The organism is Tersicoccus sp. Bi-70 (assembly GCF_001968825.1).
In the GTDB taxonomy this organism is placed as follows: domain Bacteria; phylum Actinomycetota; class Actinomycetes; order Actinomycetales; family Micrococcaceae; genus Tersicoccus.
Genome location: NZ_MIEU01000016.1, coordinates 323,561 through 344,167 on the forward strand (window position 1 = coordinate 323,561; position 20,607 = coordinate 344,167).

Annotated in this window: 18 protein-coding genes; 11 read left to right on the forward strand and 7 right to left on the reverse strand. The window is 72.4% G+C overall.

Going from position 1 to position 20,607, the window contains the following annotated elements:
• The first annotated feature begins 63 nt into the window (after positions 1-63).
• The 3 genes from nhaA (at position 64) to BGP79_RS14055 (ending at position 3,469) form a co-directional block, all read left to right on the forward strand.
• Positions 64-1,410: a Na+/H+ antiporter NhaA gene (gene nhaA, locus BGP79_RS14045; protein ID WP_369800213.1), complete on the forward strand. Its 1,347-nt coding sequence runs from the start codon at positions 64-66 to the stop codon at positions 1,408-1,410.
• Positions 1,411-1,495: 85 nt separating this feature from the next.
• Entirely contained in the window at positions 1,496-2,011 is a 516-nt protein-coding gene (locus tag BGP79_RS14050; protein ID WP_158067196.1) for a VanZ family protein, read from the forward strand.
• Positions 2,012-2,107: 96 nt separating this feature from the next.
• A complete protein-coding gene (locus BGP79_RS14055) occupies positions 2,108-3,469 on the forward strand; it encodes a UDP-glucose/GDP-mannose dehydrogenase family protein (RefSeq protein ID WP_076696530.1) in 1,362 nt (453 codons plus the stop codon).
• 58 nt (positions 3,470-3,527) lie between these two features.
• Here the strand turns inward: BGP79_RS14055 and BGP79_RS14060 are convergent, their stop codons facing one another.
• Genes BGP79_RS14060 through rfbA form a run of 3 tightly spaced genes read right to left on the reverse strand, consistent with a single transcriptional unit; the run spans position 3,528 to position 7,017 of the window.
• Complete coding sequence (locus tag BGP79_RS14060) at positions 3,528-4,652, reverse strand: glycosyltransferase family 4 protein (RefSeq protein WP_233121551.1); 1,125 nt, start codon at positions 4,650-4,652, stop codon at positions 3,528-3,530.
• A gap of 26 nt (positions 4,653-4,678) precedes the next feature.
• Complete coding sequence (locus BGP79_RS14065; protein WP_076696534.1) at positions 4,679-6,154, reverse strand: glycerophosphodiester phosphodiesterase family protein; 1,476 nt, start codon at positions 6,152-6,154, stop codon at positions 4,679-4,681.
• Complete coding sequence (gene rfbA, locus BGP79_RS14070; RefSeq protein WP_076696535.1) at positions 6,151-7,017, reverse strand: glucose-1-phosphate thymidylyltransferase RfbA; 867 nt, start codon at positions 7,015-7,017, stop codon at positions 6,151-6,153. Before rfbA ends, BGP79_RS14065 begins: the two co-directional genes overlap by 4 nt.
• A 102-nt stretch (positions 7,018-7,119) precedes the next feature.
• Between rfbA and rfbB the strand changes: the two genes are divergently transcribed.
• Both rfbB and BGP79_RS14080 read left to right on the forward strand, forming a co-directional pair.
• Positions 7,120-8,118, forward strand: coding sequence for a dTDP-glucose 4,6-dehydratase (rfbB, locus tag BGP79_RS14075; RefSeq protein WP_076696537.1), 999 nt, complete (start codon positions 7,120-7,122; stop codon positions 8,116-8,118).
• Positions 8,119-8,120: 2 nt separating this feature from the next.
• Entirely contained in the window at positions 8,121-9,530 is a 1,410-nt protein-coding gene (locus BGP79_RS14080; RefSeq protein ID WP_083702003.1) for a bifunctional dTDP-4-dehydrorhamnose 3,5-epimerase family protein/NAD(P)-dependent oxidoreductase, read from the forward strand.
• Positions 9,531-9,558: 28 nt separating this feature from the next.
• On the opposite strand, the gene BGP79_RS14085 is transcribed toward BGP79_RS14080, so the two are convergent.
• The 3 genes from BGP79_RS14085 to BGP79_RS16785 form a co-directional block, all read right to left on the reverse strand.
• Positions 9,559-10,698, reverse strand: a complete 1,140-nt coding sequence (locus tag BGP79_RS14085; RefSeq protein WP_076696539.1) for an acyltransferase — start codon at positions 10,696-10,698, stop codon at positions 9,559-9,561.
• Positions 10,695-11,162: an adenylyltransferase/cytidyltransferase family protein gene (locus BGP79_RS14090; RefSeq protein ID WP_076696541.1), complete on the reverse strand. Its 468-nt coding sequence runs from the start codon at positions 11,160-11,162 to the stop codon at positions 10,695-10,697. Before BGP79_RS14090 ends, BGP79_RS14085 begins: the two co-directional genes overlap by 4 nt.
• Positions 11,163-11,297: 135 nt before the next feature.
• Complete coding sequence (locus BGP79_RS16785) at positions 11,298-11,948, reverse strand: hypothetical protein (RefSeq protein WP_076696543.1); 651 nt, start codon at positions 11,946-11,948, stop codon at positions 11,298-11,300.
• A gap of 111 nt (positions 11,949-12,059) precedes the next feature.
• Between BGP79_RS16785 and BGP79_RS14100 the strand changes: the two genes are divergently transcribed.
• Both BGP79_RS14100 and BGP79_RS14105 read left to right on the forward strand, forming a co-directional pair.
• Entirely contained in the window at positions 12,060-13,487 is a 1,428-nt protein-coding gene (locus tag BGP79_RS14100; protein ID WP_083701950.1) for a polysaccharide biosynthesis tyrosine autokinase, read from the forward strand.
• Positions 13,487-14,530, forward strand: a complete 1,044-nt coding sequence (locus BGP79_RS14105) for a glycosyl transferase (protein ID WP_076696546.1) — start codon at positions 13,487-13,489, stop codon at positions 14,528-14,530. The genes BGP79_RS14100 and BGP79_RS14105 overlap by 1 nt, the downstream gene beginning before the upstream one ends.
• On the opposite strand, the gene BGP79_RS14110 is transcribed toward BGP79_RS14105, so the two are convergent.
• Entirely contained in the window at positions 14,484-15,437 is a 954-nt protein-coding gene (locus BGP79_RS14110) for a glycosyltransferase family 2 protein (protein ID WP_076696548.1), read from the reverse strand. The two genes, BGP79_RS14105 and BGP79_RS14110, sit on opposite strands and share 47 nt — an antisense overlap.
• Positions 15,438-15,538: 101 nt before the next feature.
• Between BGP79_RS14110 and BGP79_RS14115 the strand changes: the two genes are divergently transcribed.
• The 4 genes from BGP79_RS14115 to BGP79_RS14130 all read left to right on the forward strand — a co-directional run bounded on the left by BGP79_RS14115 (position 15,539) and on the right by BGP79_RS14130 (position 20,534).
• The gene (locus BGP79_RS14115) at positions 15,539-16,501 is read left to right on the forward strand and encodes a glycosyltransferase (RefSeq protein ID WP_076696550.1); all 963 of its coding nucleotides are present in this window, start codon (positions 15,539-15,541) and stop codon (positions 16,499-16,501) included.
• A gap of 180 nt (positions 16,502-16,681) precedes the next feature.
• Positions 16,682-18,046 (forward strand): hypothetical protein, encoded by a 1,365-nt coding sequence (locus tag BGP79_RS14120; RefSeq protein ID WP_143588432.1) that lies wholly within the window; start codon positions 16,682-16,684, stop codon positions 18,044-18,046.
• Positions 18,043-19,149, forward strand: a complete 1,107-nt coding sequence (locus tag BGP79_RS14125; protein ID WP_076696554.1) for a glycosyltransferase — start codon at positions 18,043-18,045, stop codon at positions 19,147-19,149. The genes BGP79_RS14120 and BGP79_RS14125 overlap by 4 nt, the downstream gene beginning before the upstream one ends.
• Positions 19,150-19,160: 11 nt before the next feature.
• Positions 19,161-20,534: an oligosaccharide flippase family protein gene (locus BGP79_RS14130; protein ID WP_233121554.1), complete on the forward strand. Its 1,374-nt coding sequence runs from the start codon at positions 19,161-19,163 to the stop codon at positions 20,532-20,534.
• Positions 20,535-20,607: the final 73 nt, after the last annotated feature.

Below are 20,607 nucleotides of genomic sequence, written 5' to 3' on the forward strand. Positions count from 1 at the left end.
GGGAAGTCTGGTCGGCGTCGTCCTGTCCTGCGCGCCTCGCGGCGCACGACCCCGGAGCCGCCCGTGACCGACCACACCCCTGATTCCACCCCCGCCCCCGATGCTGCCCCCTCGCCCGCCGCCCGCGTGTCGGAAGCCGCCAAGCGGACGATCCTCGGCCGAGGAAGCCGCCGCGAGGACCGCCGCATCGGCGAGATCCTCCGCCGGGAGACCGTCGGCGGGATGCTGCTGCTCGCCGCCACGGCACTCGCCGTGCTCTGGGCCAACTCCCCCTGGGCCGCCGGCTACACGACGTTGCGTGACACCCACCTGTCCCTCGGCGTCCTCCACCTCGACCTGACCGTCGGCGCTTGGGCCGCGGACGGCCTGCTCGCCCTCTTCTTCTTCCTCGTCGGACTCGAACTGAAGAAGGAATTCGTCGTCGGCGACCTGCGGGACATGTCCCGCGCGATCGTCCCGGTCGCTGCGGCGTTCGGCGGCGTCGCCGTCCCCGCCCTGATCTACGTCCTCGTCACCGCCTCCTCCGGTCCGGAGGCACTGCGCGGCTGGGCGGTCCCAACGGCCACCGACATCGCGTTCGCGCTCGCGGTCCTCGCCGTGATCGGCTCGCACCTGCCGTCGGCGCTGCGTACGTTCCTGCTCACGCTCGCCGTCGTCGACGACCTGATCGCCATCGTCATCATCGCGCTCGTCTACACCGCGGACCTCCAGCCGCTCTACCTGCTGGCCGCCCTCGCGCCGCTGCTGCTCTTCGCCGTCATCGCCCAACGCCGTGAGCGCCTCTTCCGGCTCCGGCCGGGCGCCGCGACGCTCCTCCTGCTCCCCCTGGCCCTGGTCACCTGGTGGCTCGTGCACGCCTCCGGCGTCCACGCCACGATCGCCGGGGTGCTGCTCGGCCTGACCGTGCCGGTGCGGGTGCGGACACGAACCCCGGAGACCCACGACATGGAGGGGCTGGCCGAGACGTTCGAGCACCGGTTGCGGCCCCTCTCCACGGGCGTCGCCGTGCCGGTCTTCGCGTTCTTCTCCGCCGGCGTCGCGCTCGGCGGCTGGGAGGGCATCCGGGCCACGGCGACGGACCCGGTGGCGATCGGCATCGCGGTGGGCCTGATCGCGGGCAAGACGATCGGCATCCTCGGCACGACGTGGTTGCTCACCCGGACCACGCGGGCGCGGCTGGACCCGACGGTCGGGTGGCCGGACCTCGCCGGCATCGCCGTGCTCGGCGGCATCGGCTTCACCGTGTCCCTACTCGTGGCGGAGCTGAGCTTCGCCACCACCAGCCCGCACCACGACCACGCGAAGGTCGCGATCCTCGCGGGGTCGCTGACCGCCGCCGTGCTCGCCTCGATCGTGCTGCGACTGCGCAACCGGCACCACCGCCGGCGCGCCATCCATCGCGTGGGATGAGTCGGCGGCCGCGTCGCGGATGGCGGCCCCGGCCGAACCGCCGGCCGCTGCGCCCGGCCCCAGGACGAGTCAGTATCCTGAGCCCATGCCTTCCCGTCCCGACGCCGGCGCCCGGCTCCGGGCGGCCCGCCACAGCCTCGCGGTGCTCCTGGCGATCGCGTACGGCGGCACGCTGGCCTTCCTCACCCTTCGGCCCGAGCGTGCCGACGCTGGCATCGACGCCTCGCTGCTCGCCCTGCTGGCCCGGCTGCGCGCCGCCGGCTGGTCCTGGGCCGAGTACGGCGCGGTGGAGTGGCTGGCCAACATCGCCCTGTTCGTCCCGGCCGGGCTGTTCCTCGCCCTCGTGCTGCCCCCGCTGGCCCGCTGGTGGGGTGTCGCGATCGGCGCCGTCGCCTCCGGGGCGATCGAGACGGCGCAGGCGCTGTTCCTGCCCACCCGCGTCGCCTCCCTCGCCGACGTGGCGGCCAACACGCTCGGGTCCGCGCTCGGCGTCGCGGTGGTCGTGGCCGGCGCCTGGGCCTGGACGGCCGGGACCGCGCGACGCCGCCGTCGGACACCGGCCCTGGCCGCGCGCCCGGCCGGGGGCGCACCTCCGCGTTGACCTGCGGGTCACCTCGTCGTCGACCCGCGTTCGGGCCCTGGCCCCGGCACCCCATATGCTGACCGCGGCAGGGTCGTGGGGCGAAAGGCTGATGGCGTGAGAATCTCGGTGATCGGGTGCGGCTACCTCGGAGCGGTGCATGCCGCGTGCATGGCCGCGCTCGGCCATGACGTGGTGGGGGTCGACGTCGACGCGGGCAAGATCGCCGCGCTGCAGTCCGCGGCGGCGCCCTTCTACGAGCCGGGGCTGAACGAGCTGCTCGCCGACATCCAGGCGCGTGGTTCCGGTGAAGGCGCCGGTGACCGGGCCGGGGAGGGCGGGCACGCGGGCAGTCTGCGGTTCACCACCGACCTCGCGCAGATCGCCGGGGCCCGCGCGCACTTCGTGTGCGTCGGCACCCCGCAGCGGCGCGGGGAGAACGCCGCGGACCTGCGGTTCGTCGATGCCGCGTTCGCCTCCGCCGCCGAGCACCTGGCCCCCGGCGATCTCATCATCGGCAAGTCCACGGTGCCGGTCGGCACCGCACGGCGCCTCGCCGAGCAGCTGCACCGCACCAACCCCGACGCACGGCTGGTGTGGAACCCGGAGTTCCTGCGCGAGGGGCACGCCGTCACCGACACCCTGCACCCCGACCGGCTCGTCTACGGTATCCCCGACGACGAGCAGCGGGACGCCACCGCGGCGGTGCTCGACGACGTGTACGCGACCCCGCTCGCGGGTGGGTCCGCCCGGCTGATCACCGACTACCCGACCGCGGAACTGGTCAAGACCGCGGCCAACTCCTTCCTCGCCACGAAGATCTCCTTCATCAACGCGATGGCGGAACTGTGTGAGGCCTCCGGTGCGGACGTCACGGAGCTCGCCGACGCGATCGGCCTGGACGACCGGATCGGCCGGAAGTTCCTCAACGCCGGGCTCGGCTTCGGCGGCGGTTGCCTGCCCAAGGACATCCGGGCGTTCATGGCCCGGGCCGGGGAACTGGGTGCGGACCAGGCCCTGACCTTCCTGCGCGAGGTCGACTCGATCAACATGCGCCGCCGGATCCGGATGGTCGAGCTGGCCCGGGAGGTCTGCGACGGCTCGTTCCTGAACAAGAAGATCGCGGTGCTCGGCGCCGCGTTCAAGCCGGAGAGCGACGACGTGCGGGACTCCCCCGCCCTGAACGTCGCCGCGCAGATCCAGCTGCAGGGCGGCAACGTCGTCGTCACCGACCCGAAAGCCCTCGCCAACGCCGAGCACCGGTTCCCGGACCTGCAGTTCGAGGAGGATCTGACGGCCGCACTCACCGGCGCGGACGCCGTGCTGCTGCTGACCGAGTGGCCGCAGTTCACCGGGCTGGACCCGGAGGCGACCGGGGCGCTGGTGCGCACCCGACGCATCCTGGACGGGCGCAACGTGCTCACCCCCGCGACCTGGCGCGCGGCCGGCTGGACGTACCGGGCCCTCGGACGCCCCTGAGACGGGAGGACGGTCGGGCCACGCTCACGCGCGGTCATGACCGTCCTCGTGGCCGCGGTCAGACCCGCGCCACCGCGCGTGCCACGGCCACGAGTCGGCGATGGAACTGCTCCGGCGCGAACTCGCCCACCGCCCGCTCCCGGGCTCGGCGCGCCCGATCGAGGGCCGCGGGCCAGTCGTCGACCAGCTCGGCGACCCGGTCGGCCAGGTCGTCGGCGTCGCCGGGTGCGGCCAGCGAGCCGTACCGGCCGTCGTCGACCGTCTCGACCAGGCCCTGGGTCGCGCTGACGACCACCGGCCGCAGCGCAAGCTGCGCCTCGATCGCGGTGTTGCCGAACGGCTCCACGCGGGACGGGACGAGGGCGATGTCCGCGTCCGCGAGCGCCGCGGCGACGTCGGCGACGAAACCGGTGAAGGTCACCGCGTCGTCCAGCCCGAGCCGGTGGATCTGCTTGCGCAGCTGCTCCTCGTACCACTCGTAGCCCGGGAACACGGACCCGACCAGGGTCAGGGAGGCCGGCACCCCGAGGTCCCGCAGCCGGGCGAGGGCGTCGACGGCGACGTCGGTGCCCTTGCGCGGCGAGAGCCGCCCGACCACCACGAGCCGGACCGGGCCGTCGAGCCGCTCGCGGGGCGGATCCGGCTCGGCCGGGCCGGGCACGCCGTTGTACACGAGCTCGATCCGCCGGCACAGTCCGGCGATGGCGTCGGTGAGGACCCGCGCGGTGGCCCGCGAGTTGACCACCACCCGGTGCGCGGCGAGCAGGGGCGCCGCGAGCCCCACCGCCACGAGCCGCGGAACGTCGGACTCCGCCTCGTGCACGTGGGCGAGCACGCGCCGCCCCGTCACGCGGCCGGCGAGCAGCCACCCGGGGATGGTCAGGGTGTTGACGTAGACGAGGTCAGGCTTCGAGGACTCGATCAACCGCAGCGTGGGCAGCACCGAACGGGCGCTCTGCACCGCCAGCTGTGCCAGCCCGGAAGGCCGCAGGAACACCTTGCGCAGCACGAGCATGGGTGCCCACGCGATGCGGCAGCGGTACCGCGCCAGCTCGGCCACCAGCGGGCCGTCGCCGGGCAGGACGACGTCGACGTCCCAGCCGTCCGCCTCGAAGGCGGCGACCGCCTCCAGCAGCATCCGGTCGGAGCCGTAGAGGTCCGGGGAGGGATGGGCGATGAGCACCCGGGGTGCGGATGTCCGTGGGGCACTCAATCGATCCGCACGCCCTTGAAGTCGACGGGGACGGTGCCGGGGTAGTTCTTGCACAGGCTGAGATAGCCGCCCCGGTAGGTGTCGTCCTTCGCGCCCGCGGTCCACGTGTCGTCGCCGTCGCGGTAGATGATCAGCGTCGTCCGCGTGACATCGACGTTCAGGCTCACCCACTGGCCCACCTTCGGCGCGGGGCTGCGGAAGTCGGCGAGCAGGGTGCCGGCGGCCTGACCGGGGTCGCGCCGGTAGATGCCGACCTGCCCGTTGGCCCGCAGGATGACGTGGTAGCCGCCGACGGTGCTCGGCAGGGTGGGCCGGTAGACCTCGTCGGTGTCCTGCCCGAGGGCGATGCCCGCGTGCTGGTTGCTCGTCGGCATCGTCGTCGGCCAGCGCATCGACCAGCGCAGGGAATGGCTGTCGCGGTCGACGGGGCACAGCGAGCCGAGCACGTAGCTCGTGTTGGTGGTGTGCGCCATCCGCAGCGCTGCGTCCTCCCCCAGCCACTGCGGCTGGGTGACCCAGTCCCCACCGATCAGGTACGGCAGGTCACCGGGCGAGCGGCGACCGGAGGCGAACTGGTCGCGTGTCACCGCGGCGTCGGGGCTCGTGACGTACGGGAAGTTGGAGCACATCATGCCGCGCACTCCGAGGCCCTGCAGGCGGGTGAGGTCCGAGCGGCGGTGGACCTCCCAGCAGATCACCGGCTTCCCGGTGGCCACGAACCGGCGGAAGGCGTTGTCGTCGGCCTCCCGAATCAGGCCGAGCAGGTCGAACCGGTCCTTGTTCTGGTCGAAGACGTCGAGCTCGTGCGTGGTGAAGTACCCCCAGGTGCGCAGCCCCCGGTCGGTGGCGGCCTTCAGGTTCGGGCCGCCGACGTGCTGCTTCCACACGATGCGCTGCGTGGCGTCGCGGTGGGCGAGGAGCGCGTCGAGCACCTCGGTGTCGTGCGTGCCGGTCTTGTCCTCGACGAAGAGGACGTGTGTGTCGGCGAAGGCGGCCAGGACGTCGCTCAGCCGCGGGATGGGCGCGAGCTGGGTGCTCGGGCCGAGCCATCGGCGGGCGTTGACGCGCAGCGCGCTCAGCTGGGCCCAGGTCGTGTCCGCGATCTCACGGTCGACGCCGGTCATCCGTTTCGTGTTGCCGTCGTGGTGGCAGACGAGAACGCCGTCCTTCGTCGCGTGGACCGACACCTCCAGCGCCATCGCGCCCGCCGCGGTGGCCGCCCGGTACGCCTCCATCGTGTGCTCGGGCCAGTTGTCGCCGGAGCCCCGGTGGGCGATGAAGAAGGTGTCCTCGGCCAGCAGGTCGTCGATCGTGTAGGGCGGGGTCCGGCGGCGGGAGACGGGAGCACCGGCCGGCGCACAGCCGGCGAGCAGCGCCGCGATGCCCACCCCGGCACCGGCACCGGCGCCGAGCACCGTCCGACGGCGGGGACCGGACGGTCCGGTGGGCGTGCCCGCGCTCGGCTGCCTCATCGCGTCTCGAGCAGGTTCAGCAGATAGCGGCCGTAGCCGCTCTTGACCAGGGGCTCCGCGCGCTCGCGCAGCCCGTCGTCGTCGATGAAGCCGCGCCGCCAGGCGATCTCCTCGGGGCAGCCGATCGAGAGGCCCTGCCGTTTCTCCACCGTGCGGATGAAGTCAGAGGCGTCCAGCAGCGAGTCGAAGGTCCCGGTGTCCAGCCACGCGGTGCCGCGGGGCAGGATCTCGACCTGGAGCTTGCCGGCCTGCAGGTAGGTGAGGTTGACGTCGGTGATCTCCAGCTCGCCCCGCGGCGAGGGCCGCAGCCCGCGGGCGATCTCGACGACGTCGTTGTCGTAGAAGTACAGGCCGGGCACCGCGTAGTTGCTCTTCGGCTGCGCCGGCTTCTCCTCGAGGGAGACCGCGCGGCCGTCGGCATCGAACTCGATCACGCCGTAGGCGGCCGGGTCGGCCACCCAGTAGCCGAAGACGGCGGCGCCGTCGACGTCGGCGAAGCGCCGCAGTTGCCGGCCCATCCGGGGGCCGTAGAAGATGTTGTCGCCGAGGACGAGCGCCACCGCGTCGGACCCGATGTGGTCCGCGCCGAGGACGAAGGCCTGGGCGAGCCCGTCGGGGCTCGGCTGCGTCACGTAGGTGAAGTCCACCCCGAACCGGGACCCGTCGCCGAGGAGCCGGTGGAACTGCTCGGCGTCGTGCGGGGTCGTGACCACCAGGATGTCCTGGATGCCGGCCAGCATCAGCGTGGACAGCGGGTAGTAGACCATCGGCTTGTCGTAGACGGGCACAAGCTGCTTCGACGTCCCCAGTGTGATGGGGTGCAACCGCGACCCCGTGCCCCCGGCGAGAAGGATCCCCCGCATGCACCCTCCCCCTGTTCCTGCGGGCGCCTGCTCCCCAGTCCGACCCGCCGTCCCCACGGCGGTCTGCGCCCATTGATCGCCAACTCTACTAAGTTATGGACCATGCGCCAGTTGCTGGTGACGGGGGGAGCCGGTTTCATCGGTTCGAACTTCGTCCGTCATGTCCTCGCCCACACCGACGACGCCGTCACCGTCCTCGACAGCTTCACCTATGCCGCCAGTGAGGACGCGCTCAGCGCACTCGATTCGGCGCGGGTCCGGGTGGTCCGTGGCGACATCACCGACGCCGGCACGGTCGACGCCCTCGTCGGGCAGCACGACGCGGTGGTGCACTTCGCGGCCGAGACGCACAACGACAACTCGCTGGCTTCTCCCGCTCCGTTCGTGCAGACGAACGTCATCGGCACCTTCACGCTGCTGGAGGCGGTACGCCGGCACGAGACCCGGTTCCACCACATCTCGACGGACGAGGTGTTCGGGGATCTGGAACTGGAGGACCCGGTGCGGTTCACCGAGTCCACGCCGTACAACCCGTCGAGCCCCTACTCGTCGACGAAGGCGAGTTCCGACCTGCTGGTGCGGGCCTGGGTGCGCTCGTTCGGCATCGCCGCGACGATCAGCAACTGCTCGAACAACTACGGGCCGTGGCAGCACGTGGAGAAGTTCATCCCCCGCCAGATCACCAACCTGCTCTCGGGGTCCCGGGCGCGCCTGTACGGCGACGGGCGGCACGTGCGGGACTGGATCCACGCCGACGACCACTCCTCCGGCGTGCTGGCCGTGCTGGATCGCGGCACCGTCGGAGAGACCTACCTGATCGGCGCCGACAACGAGCGCAGCAACCGGGAGGTGCTCGCGCAGATCCTGCGGCTGATGGGGCACGACGACGACGACCTGGTTCTCGTCGCCGACCGCGCCGGCCACGACCGGCGCTACGCCATCGACGCGACCCGCCTGCGGGAGGAACTCGGCTGGCGGCCACGGTTCGGGGACTTCGAGGCGGGACTGGCGGACACCATCGACTGGTACCGGGAGCACGAGGAGTTCTGGCGGCCGGCCAAGGACGCCACCGAGGCGGCGTACGCGGCGAAGGGTCAGTGACCGTGGCACCCGGCCTCCGGTCCTCGACCACCGCCATCGACGGCCTGATCCTGCTGGAGCTGCCGGTCCATGCCGACGCACGCGGCTGGTTCAAGGAGAACTGGCAACGGGAGAAGATGGCGGAGCTGGGCCTGGGCGACTTCGCCCCGGTGCAGAACAACGTCTCGTTCAACACGCGCCCCGGCACCACCCGCGGTATCCACGCCGAGCCGTGGGACAAGTTCGTCTCCGTCGCCAGCGGCCGGATCTTCGGGGCGTGGGTGGACCTGCGGGAGGGACCCGGGTTCGGGCGGGTGGTGACGGCGGAGATCGGGCCGGGCTTCGCCGTCTTCGTCCCGCGCGGCGTGGGCAACGCGTTCCAGACCCTGGCACCGGACACCGCGTACACCTACCTGGTGAACGACCACTGGAGCGCCGCCGCCCAGACCCGGTACACCTACCTGAACCTGGCGGACGAGACCGTGGGCATCCCCTGGCCGATCGACCTCGCCGAGGCGGAGGTCTCGGCGGCGGACCGGGCGCACCCCCGGCTGGCCGACGTGACGCCGATGGCCGGCCGCGACACGATCGTGCTCGGCGCCGGCGGTCAGGTCGGTCGTGCCCTGCGGGCGGTGCTGCCCGCCGCGCGTTTCCTCGGGCGTGCCGACGTCGACCTGTCCGATCCTGCGGCGATCGAGGCCATCGACGTCGACGGGGTGGGCGCCATCGTCAACGCGGCCGCCTACACCGCCGTCGACGCCGCCGAGACCGAGGAGGGCCGGCAGGCGGCGTGGACCGTCAACGCCACCGCCGTCGCCGCGCTCGCCCGCCTCGCCGCCCGGCACCAGCTCACGCTGGTCCAGATCTCCACCGACTACGTGTTCGACGGCGCCGTCCCGGAGCACGAGGAGGACGAGCCGCTCAGTCCCCTGGGCGTGTACGGGCAGTCCAAGGCCGCCGGGGACCTCGCCGCCACCACCGCGCCACGCCACTACGTGGTGCGCACCAGCTGGGTGGTCGGGGACGGGCCGAACTTCGTGCGCACCATGGTCGGGCTCGCCCGGCGCGGCGTGCGCCCCGAGGTGGTGGACGACCAGATCGGTCGCCTCACGTTCGCCGATGACGTCGCGGCCGGCATCGCGCATCTGCTGGCCACCGGGGCACCGTACGGGACCTATCACCTGACCGGCAGCGGTCCCGCGCGCTCGTGGGCGCAGATCGCGGCGGAGGTGTTCCGGCTGTGCGGGGCGGATGCCGACGCGGTGACCCCGGTGTCGACGGCGCAGTACCTGGCCGGTCGGCCCGCCGCGCCGCGGCCGGTGCACAGCACGCTGTCCACCGCCCGGCTGCGCGCCACCGGCTTCGAGCCGCGGCCGATGGACCCGGCCCTCGCCGCCTATGTGGCGACCCTGGTCGACCGCGCCGGCAGCTGAGCACCGGCGGCCAGGTCAAGCGGCCGGGTCAGGCCTCGACGTCGCGTGCGGTGACCGGCTCCGCGGGCACGTCGATAGTGCGGCGTCTCTTCGGGAGCAGGTGCGTCGTGGGAGTCCGGTCGAGAAAGGGTACGCCGACCCGGTTGGCGGGGCGTTCGACGAAGAACCAGCTGGCGGCCGCAAAGGGCGCCGTGGCGAGCACCGCGACCGGAACGTAGATCCACGGCCCGGCGTGATGGAGCCCGAGAAGGACCAGTGACTGCTGCACGGGGAACGCGTACAGGTACGTGCCGTAGGAGAAGTCGTTGACCCGTCCGATCCGCTTCAGGACGCTGGGGGCGCTGATGCCGGCCCAGAGCGCCGCGTAGGCCAGTGGCAGCGGCGCGAGCTGCCGACCGTAGCCAGTGAGGCTCACCACGATCAGCACCGCCGTGGCCAGCGCAGCGAGCCGGCCGTCCACCGGGATCCGGTCGGCGAACTTGTAGAGCACGGCGCCGGCGAGGAAGAAGGTGAGCAGGAAGACGAAGTTGAAGAGGCGCCCGCTCGGAGCCGTCGCGTGCAGGACGAGCGTGGCGGCGGTGCAGAGCACGAAACTGGAGAGCGTGAGCCAGGCGCGCCGCCGGAACACCGGCAGGCTGTAGCAGAGTCCGACCGCGATGTAGCACCACAGCTCGTAGCGCAGGGTCCACAGCGACCCGTTCCACACACCGTCCAGGGGTACACCGGCGAGCGTCGCTCCCACTCTGCCTTGATCCCAGATCATCAGGAAGTTCCGCCACAGATAGCCGACCGCAGACCGAAGATTCCATCCGCCGTCAGTCAGCCCGGCGACGACAGCGAAGCCGAACGCCGTGACCACGAGACAGACCCAGTAACCCGGGAAGATCCGTCGCAATCGGCGCCACGCATAGGACCAGGCCCGTGACCGTTCACGGCTCTGGGATACCAGGTACCCGCTGACGACGAAGAACCCACCGACCGCGAACGTCCCGAGCTTGAGGTTGCCGAGCGCCGGTTCCTCACCGAATCCGCCGACCGGCCACGAGTGCGAGACGATGACCAGCACGGCGAAGAGAAGTCGGAGCGCATTCAGCGCGTTGTCACGGGAGTCCAACCGCGCGACGAGGGTTCGGTCGCGGGCGGCGCCCGACCCCGGAACCGTGCTCACGATCCCGTGATGGCAGCGCCATCACCGTCGTGCTCATCGACCCGCCCGGATAGCAGATCCAGGGCGGCGCGCAGCTTCGTGCTCGAGGTATGCAGGGTGTACGGGAAGTAGACGACCTCCACCCCGACGGCGGCGAACTCCCGCTCGAGCAGAAGGCCCCGTGCAGTGCCGCGCCAGTCGTCACCCTTGAAGAAGTGCGTGAACCGCAGCTCGCGCCAGGTGTCCAGCTTGTCCGGCACCACCTCGGCATGCACCTGGTCGACATAGCGGATGTGTTCGACGATCTCGAGTCGCTCCGCCAGCGGCACCACCGGGCCGCGCCCCTTCGTCAACTCCAGCATCTCGTCCGAGACGACGCCGGCGATCAGGTGATCGCACAGGCTGCGCGCCTGGCGCAGGATGTTCAGGTGTCCCACGTGGAACAGGTCGAAAGCGCCTGCCGCGTAACCCACGCGCATGGCCATGGTCGTCCCCCTGCCGATTCCGAGCTCACGCGGCCCCCCGCCGCGCGTTCCGGGACCCCCCGCGGGCAGGTCCCCGTGTCATTGTGCCACCGATCGGCACCCCGGTCACCGGCCGTCGCCCGCGGCCGGTACGGCTCAGAGGGAACCGTCGGCGGTGATGGCGAGGAGGGCGAGAGCGTCCCCGATCCGGCGGCTGGCCGCCTCGATCTCGTCGAGGGCACGACGGTGGCGCCGGCCGCCGTGCACGTGGCCGTCCTCGACGTCGAGCGCGCTCAGCGCCGCCGCCGGACCCGCCCCGGTCACCCGGTCCATCAACCGCACCCGGGCGTTCGGCACCGCCAGCCGGGGCCGCAACCGGTCCAGGGCGGCGACGGCACCCGGGAGGTCCCCGTTCAGCGCGTGCGGGAACTGCTCGACGAGCAGCGCGAACTCCCGCAGGGTGAAGGTGCGTGAGCGCGCCTCGGGCAGCATCCGCACGACGGCGGCCCGCTGGGCCCTCCGGGCGGTGAGCACGAGGCCGGCTCCGGCGAGGTGCTCGTGCCGCAGACGACGGCCACCCGGTCCGGCGGACTCAAGGGCGCGATGATCGTCGTCCAGCCGGTGCGCGGCCAGGGAACACAGGACCGCGCCGTCCCGGGCCTGCACGCCCGCGCTGCGCACGGGCCACGGCACCCGCGGAGCGAGCAGCGCGGCCGCGTAGCGGGAACGGCACACGTTCGCCGTGCACACGACCAGGACCGTTCCCGCCTCGCTGACGTGCATCAGGCCGCCCTTCTTCCGGGCCACCCGGGGGCACGGTTCCTGTGAGGGTACCGCGAACACTCCATACTCAGGCGCCGCGTGGGGACCACAGAGTAGTGTGTACGTGGGGAGCACGACACGGAGGGGGGTCGATGCGTGGTGGAACCGAGCGAGTTCGTCCGCGTGGTCAAGAGGTACTGGGTGCTGGTCGTCGTGGCCGGACTGCTGGGAGCGGTGGTGGCCGGTGCGCTGGCGATGACCACCCGGGAGAGCTACCGGGCCACGAGCAGCGTCTACGTCTCGTCGCAGCGCGGGCAGACCGTCCAGGAACTGGTGCAGGGATCCACCTACACGCAGGACCAGGTCGAGTCCTTCTCCCGCCTCGCGACGATGCCCGTCGTCCTGGACCCGGTGATCAAGAAGCTCGGCCTCGACACGACGGCCCAGGCGCTCGACAACCAGGTCTCGGCCAACATCCCGCTGAACACCGTGATCATCGAGATCACGGTGACGAGTGGTTCACCGGGCGAGGCGGCACGGATCGCCAACGCCGTCAGTGAGTCGCTGGGCACGGAGGTCGAGCGTCTCGCTCCCCCGGGCCCGAACAACCGGCCCTCGGTGGTGCTGAACACGGTGTCCGCGGCGACGCAGCCGAATGCCCCGTTCGCGCCGAACACCCGCCTGTACGTGATCGCCGGGCTCGCGATCGGCATTCTCCTCGCCGTCCTGTACGTCCTGATCCGCGAGGTGCTCGACACCCGGATCCGCCGGGACCGCGACGTGCACCGCGTGGCCGACACCCCGGTGCTGGCCAGCCTCGCGCGGCTGGCCAACCGGCGGACGGCGTCGTCGGTGATGATCACCGCCCCGCAGTCGACCGCCGCCGAGTCCTACCGCCTGCTGCGGACCAACCTGGAGTTCATGGAGGTCGACGCCCGGTTGCGCACCGTCGTCGTCAGCTCCCCCGCCGCCGGTGAGGGCAAGACCTCCACGGCCGTCGCCCTCGCCCTGGCGATCGCCGAGTCCGGTGCCCGGGTGCTGCTGGTCGACGCGGATCTGCGGCGTCCCGGTGTCGCCGACCGCCTGCAGATCGAGGCGTCCGTGGGCCTGTCCAGCGTGCTGATCGAGCAGGCCACCCTGCAGGAGGCCGTGGTCCGCGTCGAGACCATCGATGTGCTCCCCTCCGGGCCGGTGCCGCCGAACCCCAACCAGCTGCTCAACAGTGCGTCCGCGGAGAACGTGCTCACCGAGCTCGGCCGCAGCTACGACCTGATCGTCGTCGACAGCCCTCCGCTGCTGCCCGTCACGGACACGCTGCCGCTGGCCAAGCTCGCCGACGGCACCATCCTGGTGGTTCGTGCCGGCGCCACCCGACGTGCGCAGCTGCGCGACGCGATCGAGGCGCTGAACACCATCAACGCGAAGGTGCTCGGCGTCGCGATCAACGGCGTGCGCCTGCCCCGCTCCGGCGCCTACTACCGCACGGATGCGCGGTCGGAGCCCCTGTGGCGGCGGGCCGTGGAGACGATGCGGCCGGAGAACGACGCCGACACCCGCGAGCGCGTCGACTCCACCGCCGGGTGATGCCCGAGCCGGTGCGGGTGCTGGCCTCGTTCCCACGACCGCGGCCGACCACCAACCCCTACATCGTCATGCTCGCGCAGGCTCTGGAGCGGACACCCGGCCTCGAGCTGCACTACTTCTCCTACCGGACCGCGCTGCTGGGCCGGTACGACGTGTTCCACGCCCACTGGCCCGAGATCCTCGTCGACGGGCACGGACCCGTGAAGACGGCGGCCCGGCAGGCCCTGTTCGCCCTGCTCCTCGGGCGGTTCGCGATCACCCGCACCCCGGTGGTCCGCACCGTGCACAACCTCGCGCTGCCCGAGGGCCTCTCCCCGGTGCAGCGGATCCTGCTGCTCGCCTTCGATCACCTCACGACGCACCGGATCCGGCTCAACACCAGCACGGAGCTGCCGCCCGGTCAGACCGTCAGCACCATCCCGCACGGCCACTACCGGGACTGGTTCGCCGCCCACCCCGGGCCGGCACCGGTGCCCGGCCGTTTCGGCTACGCCGGCCTGATCCGCCGCTACAAGGGCACGGAGACCCTGGTGCAGGCCTTCAGGGATCTGGACGGCGAGGCATGGTCGCTCGTCGTGGGCGGCCGCCCGTCCAGCCCGGAGCTGGCCGGCACGCTCACCGAGGCGGCCGCACAGGACCCCCGCATCAGCACCCGGCTGGCGTTCCTGACCGACGCCGAACTGGTCGACGTGGTCGGCTCGTCGCAGCTCGTGGTGCTGCCCTATCGGCACATGCACAACTCGGGCGGCGCACTCACGGCTCTCTCCCTGAACCGGCCCGTCCTGGTGCCGGACAACACGGTCAACCGCAGGCTCGCGGACGAGGTGGGCGCCCCCTGGGTGCAGCTGTTCGACGGCGAACTGACCGCGGCCGACCTGCAGCGGGCGTCCTCGGCCGTCCAGGGTCTGGGCGCCGGGGACCGGCCGGACCTGACGGGCCGGGACTGGAGCGGGGCCGGGCAGGCCCACCTGGCCGCCTTCCGGGAGGCGATCGGTCTCAGGTCCGGCGGTACTCGCCGTACCGGTAGCCGGCGGCGCCGCTGATCATTCCGGCCCCACGGGCCGCGGTGCGGCAGCCCTTGGCCTGATGTGCCGGTGATGCCAGGACGGTGCCGAGCACCGCCCTCGCCCCGCCACCGGCGGCGCGGACCAGTCCGTCCCCCACCCGGCGCGCACGCCGCCGCAGTCCGGACCATCCCGGATGCAGTTCGGCCTCCACCAGCGCCGCGGCGTTGCCGCTGCTGAACGCCCGCCTCAGCACCCACGAGCGGGTCAGCCGTGCCGGGGGCACCACGTCGGTGACGACGGCCTCGTCGCACCACACCAGCCGCTCCCCTGCGGCGACCAGCGCCCGGGTGAAGAGCGTGTCCTCGCCGCCGATCAGACCGAAGCGCTCGTCGAACCGCAGCCCGTGCGCGCGGACCCTCCCGAGGTCCAGCAGCAGGTTGTTCGTCGCGGCCACGTCCACGTCCGTGCCCGTGGGCAGTCGGCGGCGGCGGAAGAACTCGCCCGCGGCGATCCACGGGTCGGGTTCGACGGCGTAGCGGGAGACGACCGGCCCGACGACGGCAGCACAGCCCTCGCGTTCCCGCACGCGCAGCAGGTCGGCCAGCCAGTCCGGTCCCGGCCTTTCGTCGTCGTCGATGAACACGAGCAGCTCCGCGTCGGACGCCTCGTCCAGGGCACGGTTGCGGGCGGCGGCGATGCCGGGCCGCGGCTCGTGCACGTAGCGGACGGGCCCGCGCCCGGCACCGTCACGCACGAATGCGGCGGCCCCCGCCTCGGGATCGTTGTCGACGATCATCACGTCCACCCGGTACGCCGCGGCGGACGTGGCCTGGTCGACCAGCAGCGGGAGCAACTCCGCCAGGTCGTCCGGACGCCGGTACGTCAGGACGGCGATCGTCAAGGTCACCGGTCGCGGCTCCGCCGCACGGTCACGCTCACTCATGCTCCCCCGATTCTCGCGCCCCGACCCCCGCGCTCGCCCTGTCCCCGTCATGAGCTGCTCGTGTGCCCACCGGCCGCAGGGACCTCGATAGGGTGAGGCTCGTGCAGGATAACAGGGGGGCCGACGACGCGGGGCTCGGCATCGTGGTGGTCAACTACGGCTCGAGCGAGCTGCTCGCCGTCAATCTGGCCGCGGCTGCCGCCGCGTGCCCGGAGGCGACCGTCGTCGTCGTGGACAATCCGACGACGGCGGACGAACGCACCCGGATCACCGACCTGGCGGAACGGTCCGGCTGGCACCTCGTTCCCGAGGACGTCAACGTCGGTTTCGGCACGGGTATGAATCACGGGGTGGCGGCGGCCCGGCGGGCGGGGGCCACCCGGTTCCTCCTGCTCAATCCGGACGCCCGCATCGACGCGCACGCCGTCGGCGTGCTCGGTGACGCCGTGATCGCGGACCCGCTGCTGCTGGTCTCCCCGGCCGTGCACCGGCCGGACGGCGGCGTGTGGTTCGCCGGAGCGGACCTGTACCTGCGCACGGGGCTGATGCGGTCGCGGCGCCGACGCGAACCGGGCGCCGAGGTCCGCGAGTGGCTCTCCGGGGCGTGCCTGATGGTCTCGGCGGACCTGTGGGACGCGTGCGGCGGGTTCAGCGACACGTACTTCCTCTACTGGGAGGACGTCGACCTGTCCGCGCGGGTGCTCGAGGCCGGCGGGCGGCTCGAGGTCCGCGAGGACGCGGTGGCCGTGCACGACGAGGGAGCGACCCACCGGACCGGGCCCGAGCAGCTCGGCAAGTCGCCCACCTACTACTACTTCAACACCCGCAACCGGCTGCAGTACGCCGTCGACCACCTGGACCGGGCAACCGTGGGGCGCTGGCTGCTGCTGGCGCCGTGGTGCGCCTGGCAGATCCTGCTGCAGGGCGGCCGGCGGCAACTGCTGCACCCGGTGGCACCCGTCGGCGCGGCCGCGCGCGGCACCCTGGCCGGGACCCGCATCGCCGCGGCGCACCTGCTCGGCCGTCCCGTGCGGCTCCGGGCGGCGGGAGACCCCCGCCGCTGACGTGGACACGTCTGGGCCGCGAGTGCCCGCCTTGATAGCATCGAGCAGGGGGTGGTCGGCATCTGCGCCGGCCGCGAGTGGGGTTCTCGCAGGGGGAAGTGTGCGTCAGCGAATCGTCGGCGCCGTCCGTGACGGACGGCTCGCGCATGAGTGCGCCCTCGTCCGGGCCGGGGAGTGGCCGTGACCACGGTGCTGACCCGGCCGCACCGGGCCCGGCGTCGTCATCTCCGGGCGGCATCCCGGCCGCGCTGGTTCGCGGTCGACCGTCCTTCCGGCCAGACGCTGCGGATGCTGCTGGCCGGATGCGTGATTGCCGTCCTGGGGATCCGCCTCAACCTCATGGCGGGCGTGACGCTCGGGTTCGCAGCCGCGATCGCCGCCACCCCGTGGTGGCTGCCGGCCCTGCGCCGCTATCGTTACGCCCTGTTGGTGGCGGTGCTCACCGTCCTGGCCGTGTGTACGGGCCTGTGGTTCACCGGCTGGTCCAACCTGGAGCGGCAGACCGACACCTCCCTCACCATCGCCACGACCATGCTCATGGTCGGCATCGCCGCATCGGTCGGCGCCGTCCTGTGGGCCCGGACGTACTTCTCCCCCGGCGCCATCGCGGTGCTCTACAGCATCGGCATGACGGTCAACATCTTCGTCAACCACTCCCTCTCCAGCAGCAACCCGTGGAAGTTCGCCCTCGCGATACCGGTCACGGTGCTGTCCCTCGGGCTGTGTGAGGTGTTCCGGACCCGCATCGGGACGATCGTCGTGACCGCCGTGCTGGCCACCGTCTCCGCGCTCAACGACTCCCGGTCCCTGTTCTCGATCCTCGTCCTGGTGCTGCTCGTCACCCTCTGGCGGTTGATCCCCCGGAACAGGTCGACGCCCCTGACCCGCCTGCGCAGCATCTTCGGACTCGGGGTACTGCTGGTCGGGGTCTACCTGGTGGGGTCCTCCATGGCCACCGAGGGACTGCTCGGGGCCGAGACACAGCAGCGGTCCCTCGCCCAGGTGGAGACCTCCGGCAACCTCATCCTCGGAGGCCGCCCGGAGCTCGGGGCGACCATCGCCCTCTTCCAGTACCGCCCCCTCGGCTTCGGACTCGGAGCGCTGCCCTCGAGCACGGACATCGCCGTCGCAAAGACCGGCATGGCGGCCCTGAACTACCGGCCCAACAACGGCTACGTGGAGCGCTACATGTTCGGCACGAGCTTCGAACTGCACTCCACGGTGGCCGACGCGTGGGCGCTGATGGGCGTCGCCGGGCTGCTGCTCGCCGCCGTACTCCTGATCGTTCTGATCAATTCGTTCAGCCACCTGCTCGGGACGTCCGAAGCCGCCGGAATCCGTATCCTCCTCTTCACCTACGCGCTGTGGAACGCGATGTTCAGCCCCTTGTACGGGGCAGCGCCCACGCTGATCCTCGCGCTCGGTCTGCTGCTGCTGGACCGTCGAAGACTGGACGAGGACAGCGGGCCCCCCGCGGTCCCCGGCTGGCTGTCCGGCCGGCGCTTCGAACGTCGTGTCCCGGGCCGGGCCGGAGGGCACCGATGAGCGCCCCGCTGCTGGACCGTGTCCGGGTCTACGAATCCGTGCGCACCGCGCACCTGGAACGCGCCGCCGCGCTGCGGCCCGCCTCGATCCTCTACCGGGTGCGCCGCTACGACTTCGACGCGGCCCTGGCCGACGGCCTGCCCCTGGTGCAGGCGGGCCCGCTGCGCACGGCTCGGCTGCTGTGGGGGTCCGCCCCCCGCGAACTGGAGGTCAACGAGCCCCTGATGCTCTCGGCCGTGCCGGCGGCGGCGCTCGCGGTCGCCGCCGTCCGGGTCAGCGACCTGTTCCGCCGGCGGCCCCGTACCAGGGTCGTCAGCTACGCGATCGGCAACGCCGATCCGTTCCCGCCGCCGTCCGCGTCCGCCGGGCTGAAGTCCCGCGTGCGCCGCGTCGGTGAGCGGGCGCTGGCGCACTGGCTGTGGCACCGCCTCGACGTCGTCGTCTTCGGCACGGACGGCGCCCGGGAGACCTACCGACGCGCCCTCGGGACCACCCGGGCGCGGCTGCTCACCGTGCCCGCCCTGCCGGAGCCGTGTTCCTGCGCCGCCATGGAGGGGACGCACGACGGCGATCGGGCCGGCCGCGTGCTCTTCCTCGGCGCCCTCTCCGAGCGCAAGGGCGTCGACCTGCTGCTGCAGGCGTGGCCCGTGGTGCGGCGCGCCCGGCCGGACGCGCGTCTGCGCATCGTCGGCAAGGGGGCCCTGCAGGGCACCGTCGAGGCGGCGGCCGCGACGGACCCCTCGATCGAGGTGCTCATCGACCCGCCGCGGGCCCGGATCCACGTCGAACTGGCTGCGGCGGCCGTGCTCGCCCTGCCCTCCCAGCCCAGCCGCACCTGGCGCGAACAGGTCGGCCTGCCCATCGTCGAGGCCCTCGCCCACGGCACCCGCGTGGTGACGACCACGGAGACGGGGCTGGCCGACTGGCTCACCGAGCACGGCCACCGGGTCGTGGACGGGCACGCGGACGCCGCCGTGCTCGCCGACGCGCTGATCGCCGCGCTGGCGTCCGGGCCCTCGCCGGACGAGGTGCGGGCCGGTCTGCCCGCCCGGGACGGACGCCTCGCGGCCGACGACGCCATGTTCGACGCAGCCGACCGGTGAGGAAACGCTCCGTGCCCCTGCTCTCCCCCTTCCGCCGTCGTGCCCCCGGCGGGAGCCGCGGCGTCTGGTCGGTGGTCGGCTCCGCCGCGGCCGCCAAGATCCTCGTGATGGGCCTGTCCGGCGTGCTGGGCATCCTCACCAGCCGGCTGATCATCGCCGAGTTCGGCACCGCCGCCTACGCCCAGTACGGGCTGCTCGCCACCATCCCCACGCTGCTGCCGTTCGCCGACCTCGGCATCGCCGCCGTGGTCATCAACGCCGTGGCCGGCTCGGACGACCCGGCGCGGGACGACACCGTTCGCCGCACCGTCGTCACCGCGTTCCGCATCCTGCTCGTCTCCTCGGCGATCCTGGTCGCCGTCGCCGCGGTGATCACCCTGGCCGGCTGGTGGCCGGCCCTGCTCGGGGAGGGCCTGATGCCCGGCGCCGCGTGGGTGCCCTTCCTCTGCCTCGTGCTGTTCGGGCTCGCGCTCCCCCTCACCGTGGGCCAGCGCATCCTCGTGGGGCTCGGCCGCACGACGACGCAGGTGGCCAGCCAGGCGGTCGTGGCGCCGTTCATGTTCGTCTCGATCGGGACGTGCGCCCTGCTGGCACTGCCCGTCGGCGCCGGCCTGTCGGCGCTCTCCTACGTCGGCAACGCGCTCGTCTCGGTGATCTGCCTCGTCGTCGTCGCCCGCGTGCTCCGCCCCCAGCTCGGGGAGGCGGTCCGGCTGATCCCCCATCCGCGTCGCTACCGCGGGGTGCGCGCCGTGCACCTGGCGTGGCCGATGCTGGTGCAGATGATCGCGCTGCCGATGGCGATGCAGACCGACCGGCTGCTGCTCAGCCACCTGGCCGGCCCCGGCGAACTGGCCCAGTACAACCTCGCGAGCCAGCTGTTCGGCTTGATCCTGCAGACCATCGCCGCCTCCGGCGTGGCCCTCTGGCCGATCTTCGCCGCGGCGCGCAGTGCCGACCGGGTCGAGTCCCCGTGGCAGCCGACGCTGGCGTTCCTGGGGATGGGCGTCGTGCTCGGCCTCGTCCTCGCCGTCCTCAGCCCGTGGCTGGCCGCGTTCGTCTCCGCGGGCAGGATCACCCTCGACTTCTGGCTGCTGGCCGGCTTCGTCCTCTTCGTCGCCCTGCAGGCGGTCAAGTACCCGCTGGGCATGTACATGACGGACCAGCGCGGGCTCCGGTTCCAGGTCGCGCCCATCCTCGTGATGGTGCCGGTGAACCTGGCCCTGTCCTGGTGGCTGACCCTGGCGATCGGCCCGGGCGGACCGATCATCGGCTCGGCCGTGGCGGTGCTCGTGTGCCAGGTGGTGCCCAACCTGCTCTACGTCCGGGCCGACCTGGCGCGCCGACGCCAGCAGCAGGCGACGACGATGCCCGCGCCGACGGCCTGACCGACTCCCCGGTCGGCGAGACCGCTCGCCGGAGCCGTCGGGAGGATCACGCCACCGCCCGGTCGAGCCGTCG